General features: G+C 62.8%; 13 protein-coding genes. 8 read left to right on the forward strand and 5 right to left on the reverse strand.

Annotation, left to right across the window (positions count from 1 at the left end; translation table 11 throughout):
- The first annotated feature begins 27 nt into the window (after nucleotides 1-27).
- From ASD31_RS09965 to ASD31_RS09975, 3 genes are all read left to right on the forward strand, one after another.
- A complete protein-coding gene (locus ASD31_RS09965; RefSeq protein WP_056332361.1) occupies nucleotides 28-594 on the forward strand; it encodes a TetR/AcrR family transcriptional regulator in 567 nt (188 codons plus the stop codon).
- Between the two features lie 263 nt (nucleotides 595-857).
- The gene (locus ASD31_RS09970) at nucleotides 858-1,214 is read left to right on the forward strand and encodes an ArsR/SmtB family transcription factor (protein WP_056333189.1); all 357 of its coding nucleotides are present in this window, start codon (nucleotides 858-860) and stop codon (nucleotides 1,212-1,214) included.
- Nucleotides 1,189-1,692, forward strand: a complete 504-nt coding sequence (locus ASD31_RS09975) for an SRPBCC family protein (protein ID WP_200952172.1) — start codon at nucleotides 1,189-1,191, stop codon at nucleotides 1,690-1,692. The genes ASD31_RS09970 and ASD31_RS09975 overlap by 26 nt, the downstream gene beginning before the upstream one ends.
- A 273-nt stretch (nucleotides 1,693-1,965) precedes the next feature.
- Here ASD31_RS09975 and ASD31_RS09980 read toward each other — a convergent pair whose 3' ends face one another.
- The 3 genes from ASD31_RS09980 to ASD31_RS09990 form a co-directional block, all read right to left on the reverse strand.
- Nucleotides 1,966-2,187 (reverse strand): DUF4287 domain-containing protein, encoded by a 222-nt coding sequence (locus ASD31_RS09980; protein ID WP_056332364.1) that lies wholly within the window; start codon nucleotides 2,185-2,187, stop codon nucleotides 1,966-1,968.
- Nucleotides 2,184-2,669: a VOC family protein gene (locus ASD31_RS09985; RefSeq protein WP_056332366.1), complete on the reverse strand. Its 486-nt coding sequence runs from the start codon at nucleotides 2,667-2,669 to the stop codon at nucleotides 2,184-2,186. Before ASD31_RS09985 ends, ASD31_RS09980 begins: the two co-directional genes overlap by 4 nt.
- Before the next feature lie 199 nt (nucleotides 2,670-2,868).
- Nucleotides 2,869-3,291 carry an organic hydroperoxide resistance protein gene (locus ASD31_RS09990; protein ID WP_056332368.1) on the reverse strand — a complete coding sequence of 141 codons (423 nt, stop codon included), beginning with the start codon at nucleotides 3,289-3,291 and terminating at the stop codon, nucleotides 2,869-2,871.
- 142 nt (nucleotides 3,292-3,433) lie between these two features.
- On the opposite strand from ASD31_RS09990, the gene ASD31_RS09995 reads away from it, so the two are divergent.
- The 3 genes from ASD31_RS09995 to ASD31_RS10005 all read left to right on the forward strand — a co-directional run bounded on the left by ASD31_RS09995 (nucleotide 3,434) and on the right by ASD31_RS10005 (nucleotide 6,361).
- A complete protein-coding gene (locus ASD31_RS09995; protein WP_056333192.1) occupies nucleotides 3,434-3,952 on the forward strand; it encodes a MarR family winged helix-turn-helix transcriptional regulator in 519 nt (172 codons plus the stop codon).
- A gap of 85 nt (nucleotides 3,953-4,037) precedes the next feature.
- Entirely contained in the window at nucleotides 4,038-5,963 is a 1,926-nt protein-coding gene (locus ASD31_RS10000) for a sensor histidine kinase (RefSeq protein ID WP_156392578.1), read from the forward strand.
- Nucleotides 5,964-5,965: 2 nt separating this feature from the next.
- On the forward strand, nucleotides 5,966-6,361 hold the full coding sequence (locus tag ASD31_RS10005) for a response regulator (RefSeq protein ID WP_056332373.1): 396 nt from the start codon (nucleotides 5,966-5,968) through the stop codon (nucleotides 6,359-6,361).
- A 57-nt stretch (nucleotides 6,362-6,418) separates the two neighbouring features.
- On the opposite strand, the gene ASD31_RS10010 is transcribed toward ASD31_RS10005, so the two are convergent.
- Nucleotides 6,419-7,207, reverse strand: coding sequence for a L,D-transpeptidase family protein (locus ASD31_RS10010; RefSeq protein WP_056332375.1), 789 nt, complete (start codon nucleotides 7,205-7,207; stop codon nucleotides 6,419-6,421).
- A gap of 203 nt (nucleotides 7,208-7,410) precedes the next feature.
- Nucleotides 7,411-9,702 carry an EAL domain-containing protein gene (locus ASD31_RS10015; protein ID WP_056332377.1) on the reverse strand — a complete coding sequence of 764 codons (2,292 nt, stop codon included), beginning with the start codon at nucleotides 9,700-9,702 and terminating at the stop codon, nucleotides 7,411-7,413.
- 241 nt (nucleotides 9,703-9,943) lie between these two features.
- Between ASD31_RS10015 and ASD31_RS10020 the strand changes: the two genes are divergently transcribed.
- Nucleotides 9,944-11,311 carry a TIGR03808 family TAT-translocated repetitive protein gene (locus tag ASD31_RS10020; RefSeq protein WP_056332378.1) on the forward strand — a complete coding sequence of 456 codons (1,368 nt, stop codon included), beginning with the start codon at nucleotides 9,944-9,946 and terminating at the stop codon, nucleotides 11,309-11,311.
- Between the two features lie 107 nt (nucleotides 11,312-11,418).
- The gene (locus ASD31_RS10025; protein ID WP_056332381.1) at nucleotides 11,419-12,084 is read left to right on the forward strand and encodes a glutathione S-transferase family protein; all 666 of its coding nucleotides are present in this window, start codon (nucleotides 11,419-11,421) and stop codon (nucleotides 12,082-12,084) included.
- Nucleotides 12,085-12,106 lie beyond the last annotated feature (22 nt).

The following is a 12,106-nucleotide window of genomic DNA, read 5'->3' on the forward strand; positions in this document are numbered from 1 at the left end:
TAAACGAATGAATGTTTATAAACATACATGCCAAGATACAAGACGATTTCCGATGAACGGGTACTCGACGATCTGTTCGCGCTGATTCTCCGGACCGGGCCTGACGGCCTTACCTTTTCGCTGTCCGCCAAGGCTTGCGGGCTTTCTCCGGCAACCCTGGTGCAGCGCTATGGCAACCGGCTACAACTCGTCGAGGCCGTCCTGCTCCGTGCCTGGGATCGCCTGCAGGCTGACACGGAAATTGCAGACTCAGAGGAGGCTCTGACGCCGGAGGGAGCTGTAAACCTGCTGATGCGCCTGATGCCTCCTCAAGATACAGAGAGCAACCTTTCCGATGGACTACTTCTGCTAAGGGAAGACATCCGCAACCCCAATCTTCGATCTCGCGGCTCAAAGTGGGGGCATACCCTTGCCCATGCCTTGGGTCGCCGTCTTTCCCGCCATCAACACCAGGCTGAACGGCTTGGATGGCAGATGGCCGCAGTCTGGCAGGGCGCTCATACATGGTGGGCCTTTACCCGACACGATGAGTCGGAGAAGGCTATCAGGCGGATGCTCGAAGAATGGCTAACTCTTGCGCAAATTGATTCTTGACGTCCGCAATGGGCCGAGAACAAAGCTCCGCAACTCCGCGCCAAGGCCGTATCCAACGATAGTTCGAGCAGCAGGCTCCACGCAGGGATGAAGAACCTTCATCCCTGACTGACGCGATCAAACTGCCAACGGACCTACTCGATTCCCTTCTGTCACTGACGCTCCCATATTTTCGGTTGCAGACCCTTCCATCGAAGCGAACGCTTACTAAGGCACATACCTTACTTATATTGACGCCTACCCCCGCCATGTTAGTTAGCCATATGCCTTACCATTCAGCTCCTCTCGATCTCGCCTTTCATGCTCTCAGCGACCCTACCCGCCGCGCGGTTGTCTCGCGGCTGAGCAGGGGCGAAGTGCCGGTCAGCGTCCTGGCGGAACCCTTCGACATGGCGCTTCCTTCCTTCGCCCAGCATCTCAGGGTGCTGGAGGATTGCGGGTTGATTGCCAGCGAGAAGCGCGGGCGCAGCCGCTGGTGCTGGCTCGTGCAGGCGCGGTTCGACGAGGCGGCGGACTGGATGGAAGCGGAGCGCCGACGCTGGACGGATCGTCTGGATCGTCTGGAAGTCTACCTGGACAAAGCAACAGAGGATGATGAAGAGAATGGCACATCTGTTTGAGACATGGTCGATCGACCGGGAAATCGTATTGACCAGACTGCTGAACCATCCGCGCGACAAGGTCTTTGCCGCCTGGATGGATCCCAGGGCGCTGGCCGAGTGGTATGGTCCGGCCGGACTGAGGATCGAGAGCCACGAGGCGGATATTCGCGAGGGCGGGCTCTGGCGGTTCGACATGGTCGGCGTCTTCGAGGGCCGCGAGCAGCGTTTTCCGAACCTCATGCGCTTCCTGGAGATCGTGCCCAACGAGCGGATCGTGATGGACTACGGCACGCCGGACCCCGATGATCCCGATCGCTTCCGCATGACGGTGACCTTCGATGAGCAGTCCGACGGAAAGACGGTGCTGACGCTTCGCCAGCTTCACCCCAGCAGAGAGCGACGCCAGGTGGTCATCAGCTTCGGTGCCGTGGAATACGGGCTGCAGACGCTGGACGGCCTCGCAACCTGGCTGGATGGAGCAATGGCTGGCCAGTAGCTGCCGCTGCCTGCCCGGCATCACGCGCTTCCGATCCATCCATGAAGGGCGGCGGAGGTGGCGGGTCGTCCGCTTTGTACAGGTGGGCGGCTTGGGCGGGCGGGGGCTTGGGCGGGCGGGGGCTTGGGCGGGCGACCCGGTTGCTGCCCGCGCCTCGTCCACGCCCTCTTCTGAAGCGCGTCGCGATCTTTCAGATTCGCTTCCCGCGCTTCAGGTTTTTGATTTGCGCATGTCGGCTTTACTAAACCGCTTCGCACTTTTGCGCGACATGCTTCAGGACCCTGCCTTCTTGTCTGCCGCAAGCGTGTGGGCCACGATGGCATTTGCGTGGCCGTGGCCCATTTTGTGTTCGCTTTTCAGCATGTTCACAAGCTCCATATGCCTGGCGGGAGAATGCTTTCGCACCAGGTCCTGCCATTCGCCAATGGGGCGCCCATAGGCTTTCTCGATCGATGGGAAATAGGAGGCGGGGCCCTTGATCTTCTCGCTCGTCATGGCGCGTCATTTCCTTTACGGGCCGCCTCGATCACGGCGACGTCGATCTTTCTCATCGTCATCATCGCGTCGAAGGCGCGCTTGGCCTGATCGCCACCCGCCGCAAGCGCGTCCATCAGAACGCGCGGCGTGATCTGCCAGGACAATCCCCACTTGTCCTTGCACCAGCCGCATTCGCTTTCCTGGCCGCCATTGCCGACGATGGCATTCCAATAGCGATCCGTTTCCTCCTGGTCCTCGGTGGCGATCTGGAAGGAGAAAGCTTCGCTGTGCTTGAACGTCGGGCCGCCATTCAATCCGACGCAGGCGACGCCCGCCACGGTGAACTCGACGACCAGCACGTCTCCGGCTTCTCCATCCGGATAATTGCCCGGCGCGCGGATGATGGCGCCGACCTTGCTCTCGGGAAAGGTTTGCGCATAGAAGCGGGCGGCCTCCTCCGCGTCCTTGTCGTACCACAGACAAATCGTGTTCTTGGACATTGCCTTCTCCTCCTGGTGCCTGTTTCGCAGATCGACAGCCGACCTGATGAGAGAATGACGCATGGGCCGCCGCCGATCCTACATCGGGGACAAAATTATTATTGCTTCCATCTCCCCAAAGCAAAAAGCCCGGGACGGCGCGGCCCGGGCTTTCGGCATGTTCACGGCGCCGCCATCAGGCGCGCGGTCAGGCGCCCGATCAGGCGACCGAGACGGGGACTTCGGTGGAGGTGCGCAGGGCGTGGCTGTAGGGGCAGACGATATGGGCGGCGGCGACCAGCTTTTCAGCCTGAGCCTTGTCCATGCCGGGAATATGGACCGAGAGCGACACATCGATGCCAAAGCCCTTGCCGTCCTCGCGCGGGCCGACGCCGACGGTGGCGGTGACCTTGGCATCTTCCGGGATCTTGACCTTTTCCTTGCCCGCCACATTTTTCAATGCACCGAGGAAGCAGGCGGAATAGCCGGCGGCAAAGAGCTGCTCGGGATTGGTGCCGGTGGCGCCGTCGCCGCCAAGTTCCTTGGGAACGGTGAGCGTTACGTCGAGAACGCCGTTTTCACTGACGGCGTGGCCGGCGCGGCCGCCGGTTGCGGATGCCTTGGTCGTGTAGAGAATGGGCATGCTGTGTCTCCTTCGGGTTTGGGAACTGCTTTCCGTGGTGTCCCAACCTCAGTATCGCATAATTTAATTGTGCGCAATACAATTTTGCAAATTGCAATATCGCGCCGAAACTGACAGACTTCCCGCCATGGACGATGACCAAATGAGCACTGGACAATCGAGCAATGGCCAATTGAGCATTGGGCCGGGCGACGGAACCGAAGACGGTGACGCGCTGGCGCTTGGCCGGCAATTGTGCTTTGCTGTTTACTCCGCCGCCCATGCGTTCAACCGGGTCTACAAGCCGCTGCTCGAGCGCTTCGGCCTCACCTATCCGCAATATCTGGTGCTGCTTTGCCTGTGGCAGCGCGACCGGCGCACGGTCAAGGGCATCGGCGAGGAGTTGCGGCTGGATTCGGGTACGCTGTCGCCGCTGTTGAAACGGCTGGAAGCGGCCGGTTTCGTCAGCCGCACGCGCGACGCCGGCGACGAGCGGCAGGTCATCATCACGCTGACGCCGAAGGGAACCGGGTTGAAACCGGAGGCCTTCGGCATCCTCACCGAAATCGGCAAAGCCTGCGGCTGCAGCCTGGAGGAGGCCGCCGTGCTGCGAACGGCGCTTGGCGAACTTCATCGCAACCTCGACGAAAACCTGCCGACGCGCAGCGGCGGCCAGAGATAATCTTTCGGTATTGCGTTCTTTCCATCTGCAACCGGCGCGCTAATCTTCTCATGTAGCAAAGCCGATCGCTGGGAGGCCGTACCCGTTGCGTCAGGACATTCTCGCCAGATATTGCGGCATGCTGGCCGGCGCCGCCAGCATCGCCATCGGTGCCGCCGTGATGATCCTCTGGCTCGCCCGGCCGATGGACCTGGCTGAGGCTGCGCCGACCCTGTTTGCCATGCAGTTCAATGCGGCGCTCTGCTTCGTTTTGGCCGGTGCCGCCATCTGCCTGCTGCTTAACGGGGCGCTGCCGCTTTCGGCCGGCCTGTCGGGGCTGGCAGGCCTGCTTGCGGCGGCGACATTGGCCGAGCATCTGCTGCATGTCGATCTCGGCATCGACCGGATGTTCGTTGCGCCCTTCGTCTCGCCTGGAACCGGGCCGGCCGGCCGGATGGCGCCCAATACCGCCCTCTGCTTCCTGCTCCTGTCCGCCTCCGTCGCGCTGACCGCCCTTCTCGGCCGGAGCAGCTCGCCGCTTCGCGTCGTGCTTGCGGGCCTGGTGTTCATGATCTCCACCACCGCGCTGATCGGTTATCTGCTCAGCGTTTCCACGGCGCGGGAATGGCTGCCTTTGGCACGCATGTCGCCGCAATCGGCCTTCTGCTTTGCGACGCTGTCGATCGGCCTCATCCTGGGCGGCATCGTCCGGCTCGGCTACGATCTTTCGACGGTGGCCGCAACGCTCGGGGCCGCCACCTATCTGCTTCTGGTGCTGATGACCTATGTGGAACTCATCCAGCGCGGCGAGGACGGCGGCCTGCCGGCGGAAGGAGCCGATGCGCGCTCGACGCTGCTTGCCATCCTGCTTCTCTCCGGGGCCGTCTATGCCTGCCTGATCGTTTATGCCTTCCGCAATTCGGAACGCTCCCGGCGGATGGCCCTGCAGCTGGCGGAAAGCCAGAAGCGGCTGGAGGCGATCATCCAGACGGCGGTCGACGGCTTCGTCACCATCGACGAGCGCGGCACGATCCTCTCCGCCAACCCCGCCTGCGAAAGGATATTCGGCTATCAGGTCGAGGAGATCATCGGCCGCAACGTCAAATTGCTGATGCCCGCCCCCTACCGGGACGAGCACGACCGGTATCTCGCCAATTACAGGCAAACCGGCGTCGCCAGGATCATCGGCGCCGGTCGCGAGGCGGAGGGACAGCGAAAGGACGGCTCGACCTTTCCGGTGGAGCTGTCGGTATCGAGGATAGACCTCGGCCACCAGGTTCTCTACGGCGGCATCCTGCGCGACATTTCCGAACGCAAGCGCCATGAGCGCGATATTCTCGATGCCAATGCGGAGCTGGAAGAATTTTCCTACCGGACCTCGCATGACCTGCGCTCGCCGATCGCCTCGTCGCTGGGGCTGGTCGCCATTGCCGAGGACATGGTGCGCCGGGAGGTGCCGGCGGCGGAGCTTCAAGGCGTGCTCGCCCGCATCGAGACCAGCTTCCGCAAGCTCGACCATCTGATCCAGAACATCATCTCACTGACGCGCACCAAGATGTTGGACGAGCCGGAAAGCGCGATCGCCGTCGCGGGCGCCGTGCGCGAGACTGTCGAGCGGCTGCGCCATATGGAAGGGGGTGCCGTCTCCACCGTCCATATCGACATTCCCGAGACGATGACCCTGCGCAAGAGGGCGAGCCGCTTCCAGATCATCCTCGACAATCTCCTCTCGAACGCCATCAAATATCACGATCCGGCCGAGGCCATGCCGGAGATTTCCGTTCGTGCCGCCTGCGACCGCGGGCGCTTCGTGCTTACCGTCGCCGACAATGGGCTCGGCATCGCCGCCGCCGACGAGCCGAAGCTTTTCCAGATGTTCAAGCGCTTCCACCCGCAGCGCGCAGAGGGTAGCGGGCTCGGCCTCTATATCCTGCGCAAGAGCGTCGAGCAGCTCGGCGGCACCGTCGCCTATCGGCGTCGGGAAAAGGGAAGCCTTTTCACCGTGACATTGCCGCAGGAGGACAGGAGATGAAGATGCGGTCCATATTGACGGTCGATGACGACGAGAACGACCTGTTCATCTGCACCTATACGATCCAGCGGTTCGATCCCGACATCCGCATCCTCAAGGCTCTGAACGGGCTGGAGGCGCTGAACCTTTTGAAGGAGACGACGCCCGACGCGATCATCCTCGACATCAACATGCCGGTCATGAACGGCTTCGAGTTCCTGGAACATTATACGCGGGAATTCGAGACGCACGCGCCTGTCGTGGCCATGCTGACCAGCTCGCACCATGCCGCCGACCGCGAGCGGGCGCTGCGCTACGATTTCGTCAAGAACTATTTCGAGAAGCCGCTGACACCGGAAAACCTGAAGGCGATGGCGACCTTCCTCGGAGACGAGCGCGACCGGCGGGCAGGCCTGTGAGGCCAACGACCGCTAAGCCTGCCGCGCATCCTGAGGCCGACCCGCGGCATGGCCGGCTCAGATCACCAGGATCGGCGCCTTGTCGCGCACGCGGCCATAGAGGTCGATGACGTCCTGGTTGATCAGGCGCACGCAGCCGGACGAGGTGGCCTTGCCGATCGATTTCCATTCCGGCGTTCCATGCAGGCGATAGAGCGTATCCTCACCATTCTTGAAGATATAAAGGGCGCGCGCGCCGAGCGGATTGGTGAGGCCCGGCGCCATGCCGCCATTGGCGATCGAATATTGTTCCAGATGCGGCTGGCGGGCGACCATCTCGTTCGGCGGTTTCCAGCGCGGCCATTTCTGCTTCCACTGGATCACGCCCCTGCCCGACCAGGCAAAGCCTTCGCGGCCGATGCCGACGCCGTAGCGCATCGCCGAGCCATCCGACAGAATGAGATAGAGGAAGCGGTCGCCGGTATCGACGATGATCGTGCCGGGGCGTTCGCCGAAGGTATTATCGACCTGCTGGCGATAATAGCGCGGATCGATCTCCTGATAGGGAACGGCCGGAATGGCAAAGCCGCCATCGAACACCGGCCCGTAGATATCGGCGTAATAGGCAGATTGCATCGGCAGGCCGGAGGCGACCGGGCCGCCATTGACCGGACCTTCGAGCCCGGCGCCATAGCGCGGATCGGCAACGCGGCCTTCCAGGGCCGGATTGCGGAAATAGGGTGCGGTCTCGGCGCGGAACCGGTCGGTGTTCATCGAGGAGGTGCAACCGGCGAGGCCGGCGGAGGCCATGGCAAGCCCCGACATATTGAGGAACTGCCGGCGGGAAAGGGTCTTGGACAAAGTCATCGAACTCTATTGCAGCGCGGGTTGACATGGAAGGACGAAGGCACGGAAAGCGGTCACGTTGCGCAGAACGTTTCCGCAGCCATGCAGGTTCCCGCCACAAGTATGGCAATTGCGGCTGGATCGGGGCTTTCGTGATGCAACCGGCTCGCCGCTCGCGAAAAGCAGCAGCGGCGATGCAAAAACAGCACAGGGCAAACGATGCTTCAGACGAGGAGATTGACGAGGGCGGCGGCGGCGACCGGGCGGCTGACGAAATAGCCCTGAATGTCGTCGCAGCCGCTCGCCGCTAGGAAATCCACCTGCTCCTGGGTCTCCACGCCCTCGGCGATCACCTGCATCTGCAATTTCTGCGCAAGCGAGATGATCGCGGCGGTGATCGCCCTGTCATCGGCATTGCCGGGAATATCCTGAACGAAGGATCGATCGATCTTCAGGCGCTCGACGGGAAAGCTCTTGAGCGCGCTGAGACTGGAATAGCCGGTGCCGAAATCGTCGATCGCAAGCTTGACGCCAAGCGCCGCAAGCTCGTGCATCGTGGCGATCGCCATGGTGACATCCTGCATGATCAGGCTTTCGGTCAGCTCCAGTTCGAGATAGCGCGCCTCAAGGCCGCTCTCCTCGAGCACTTCGGCCACCCGCGCGACCCAGTTGCGCTCCCGCAACTGCCGGGCCGAGACATTGACACTGATGACGATCGGCGGCAGGCCGGCGTCCTGCCAGGCTTTGTTCTGCCGGCAGGCGGCATTCAACACCCAATCACCAATCGGCACGATCAGCCCGGTCTCCTCGGCCAGCGGAATGAAATCCCCCGGCGGTACCAGGCCGCGTTGCGGATGCTGCCAGCGGATCAGCGATTCGGCGGCGAAGATCCGGCCGGTCTTGAGGCTCATCTGCGGCTGGTAGTGCAGCACGAATTCGTTGCGGGCGAGCGCATCGCGCAGTTCGGCATGGCGCAGCAGCTTTTCACGCGCGCCGGCCGCCATCTCGCTGTTGAAGAGCTGCAGATTGTTGCGGCCCATCTCCTTGGCCCCGTACATGGCCGAATCGGCATTGGCCAGCAGTTCGCCGGCGGTTTCGCCGTGGTCCGGATAGCAGACGACCCCCATCGAGCAGCTGACCTGCAGGCTGCGGCCGGACAGGGTGAGCGGCGCGCCGATCGCCTCGCGGATGTCCTCCAGCCGCGACAGGACGATGTCGCTGTCGGGCGGCAGCCTGTTGAGCAGGATGATGAATTCGTCGCCGCCGACGCGGACGACCATGTCCGACTTGCGCACGCATGCCAGCATCCGTGCCGCCATGATGCGCAGCAACTCGTCGCCGGCGCTGTGGCCGAGGCTGTCATTGATCAGCTTGAAATTGTCGAGATCGAGGAAGGCCAGCGCCACCCACTGCCCCGCCAGCCGCGCCTGCTTGAGGGCGGCGGCGATACGCTCGTCGAACAGAACCCTGTTCGGCAGGCCGGTCAGGGCATCGTGATGGGCCATGAACTGGATGCGCTCCTCCGAGCGCCGCTGCTCGATGGCGATGCCGGCGAGATGGGCGGCCATCGAGGTCAGTTCGTTCTGATCGGCCGTCGGAGAGCCGACAGTGCGGGAATAGAGCGCGAAGGTTCCGAGTACCTCGCCATGATAGGAACGGATCGGCGTCGACCAGCAGGAGCGATATCCGAAGGGCTCGACCAGCGCGCGGTGATCCTCCCACAGCGGATCGGCGAGGATGTCGGTAACGATCACCGGCTCGCCGCGAAAGGCGGCGGTCCCGCAGGAGCCGGCCTTGGGGCCGATGGCGGCGCCATGGATCGCCGCGCAATAGGCATCGTCCAGCCCTGGCGCGGCGCCGGTCAGGAGATGCCTTCGATCCTCAGAAAGCAGAAGAACGGAGCCGATGATGCCGGGCAGCTGCGCCTCGATCATCAGGATCAGCTCCTTGAAGAATTCCGCAAGCGGCGTGCCCTTGGCGATCATCTCCAGCAGGCGGGCCTGGCCGAGCAGCAGGCGTTCGGACCTCTTGCGATCGGTGATATCGCGGGAAACGCCAACAATGCCGATCGTCTTTCCCCGCTTGTCGCGCAGCGGCAGCTTCGAGGTCATCAGCCAGCGTTCCTGCGTGCTGAGGACATTGCGCTCCTCGATACCGAACATCGGCTCGCCGGTCTCGATCACCCGGCGTTCGGCGGCCTGGAAGAGGCGAGCATTTTCCGGCGAGTGGATATCGTGGTCGGACTTGCCGACGATTTCATGCATATGGCGAAAGCCGTTTTCCGTGACGGTCGCCTGGTTGGCGATCAGGAAGCGGCCCTGCAGGTCCTTGGCATAGATGTAATCGGGAATATGGTTCATCATCGCCTCGATCCAGTAATGGCGATCGACGATGTCCGTTTCCGGCGCGAACATGCGGGAGACCTCGGCAGCCAGCCGCTGGCTTGCCTCTATCAGGCTCCGCGTGTCGTCATTGCTGGAAATCTTGGCGCCATTGTCGGAGCGACGGCGGTTCATGTTCCTTGTCAAGCAAAGCCTCCGCCGACGGATATGCGCCGGACCTCTTCTCTTGGTTCCCCTTCCTCTTTCCTACCAGCCAGAAGTTATTCTTCCCTAAAGAGAATAGGTGCAAAATACAGCCGCAGAGCGGTTCGATAGCCGCGCATGTCAACCGATCATCTCGTCTTCGCCCGCAAATGTATCACTTCGCGACATCAAGCAACGGCAGGGTCATACTTGCCGATACGGGGAATTTTTCATGCTGAACCGGCGGCGGCTTCTGTCTTCCATCGCTTCGCTCGGCCTGTGCGCGGCAGCCGGCCGCGGGGCTGCCGCGCCGGCATCCGGGCTGGAAGGCCTGCGCGGGCCTGTCGATCTTTCCGGCCACGGCGTGCGTCCCGATGCGGGCGCGGACCAGAGCAAGGCGCTTGCCCGGCTTTTTGCCGATTGCGCCGAAAGGGGCGTGCCGGTGTTCCTGCCGGCCGGCGATTACCGCCTTTCAAACATCGCCCTGCCGGACAATCTCCAGCTTTCAGGCGTTCCCGGCCGAACCCGGCTCATCCATGCCGGCCAAGGCCCGTTCCTCACCGCCGAAGGGCTGATGCGGCTGCGACTGAGCGGCCTTGTCCTCGAAGGTGACGGCAGGCCGCTTGGCGGCGATGTCGAGGGGCTGGTCAACCTGCGCTTCATTGCCGATCTTGCCATCGAGGACTGTGCCATCACCGGCTCGTCGAAACACGACATCAATGCCGAGCATTGCGGCGGCCGGATCAGTGGCAATGCCATTTCGCAGGCGGCCTTTGCCGGCATTTTCGCGGTGGAGAACGACAGGCTGGCGATCACCGGCAACCGGGTCTTCGACTGCGGCAATGGCGGCATCCTCGTCCATCGCTGGGAGGCCGGCGAAGACGGCACCATGGTCAGCGGCAACCGGGTCTACCGCATTCTTGCGCGCGACGGCGGGACCGGTGAAAACGGCAACGGCATCAACATCTTCCGTGCCGCAAACGTCATGGTCAGCGGCAATCATGTCTCCGACTGCGCTTTTTCGGCGATCCGCGCCAACGGCGCCACCAATGTCCAGATCATCGGCAACCAGTGCCTGCGCTCCGGCGAAACGGCCATCTACAGCGAATTCGGTTTTGAAGGCGCGATGGTTTCCGACAATCTGATCGACGGTGCCGCCAATGGCATCCTGATCGTCAATTTCGACGAGGGCGGCCGGCTTTCCACCGTCAGCGGCAATATCGTCCGCAATCTGAGCCTGAAGGGGCCTTACATCCATGACGGCGCCGGTTTCGGCTTCGGCATTGCAGCGGAAGCCGATACGGTGATCACCGGTAACATTATCGAGAACGCGCCGAAATGGGGGCTGATGCTCGGCTGGGGGCCCTATATGCGCAACCTCGTCGTGACCGGCAATCTGGTGCGGGCGGCGGGCGGTGGTTGCGCCGTCACCGTCGTCGAAGGGGCCGGCACGGCGCTGATCGCTGACAATCTCTTTCACGAGGTCAAGGAAGGCGCCATCCTCGGCTACCGCTGGAACGAGAAGGTGACCGGCGATCTCGTGAAGGACGGGGCAACGGCATTCCCGCATTTGACGCTTGACGGCAACCGAGCGGCCTGAGCCGGGCGCTTCCATCAAAATATTTCATATCTGATATCAGCCCTGCCCGCTTCCGGCATGGCGGCACTTCTCCTAGCCTGCGCCTCATTCGAACCGGAGGAAATTTCATGCTGACGATCTACGGCGTCTACCGCTCGCGTGCTTCGCGCAACTACTGGATGGCGGAAGAGCTGGGCATTCCCTACCAGTCCGTGCCGGTCATCCAGGCGCGCATGGTGAAGGACCCGCTTGCCGCCGATGCGCGGCTCAACACGAAATCCCCGTCCTTCCTCGCCGTCAACCCGATGGGGCTGATCCCGGCGATCGACGATGACGGGCTGGTGCTGACGGAATCGCTTGCCAACAACCTCTACCTCGCCCGCAAACATGGCGGCCCGCTCTGCGGCGCGGATGTTCGGGAGGACGGCCAGATCGCCAACTGGACATTGTGGGTGGCCACCGAGGTGGAGCCGCATTCGGTCAGGATCGTGCTGATTCATGACAAGGGCCTGCAAGACACCGCCGACGGCAGGGCCGACATCAACACTGCGGTCGAGGCGCTGGAAAAGCCGTTCGACCGGCTGGAAGCGCATCTGGGCACGGCCGATTATGTCGTCGCCGACCGCTTCACCGTCGCAGACCTGAACCTTGCCGAGGTCTTCCGCTACGCCATGAGCGAGACCGCGCTGTTCGACCGCCATCCGCGTGTAACCGCCTGGCTTGCGCGCTGCCATGCCCGGCCGGGCTTCAAGGCGATGATGGCCGGCCGGAGCAAGGAGGCGGCGGCCGACTGACTACGCCGGCGCCTCCACGCCC

It is taken from the genome of Rhizobium sp. Root482 (assembly GCF_001426565.1).
Classification (GTDB): domain Bacteria; phylum Pseudomonadota; class Alphaproteobacteria; order Rhizobiales; family Rhizobiaceae; genus Pararhizobium.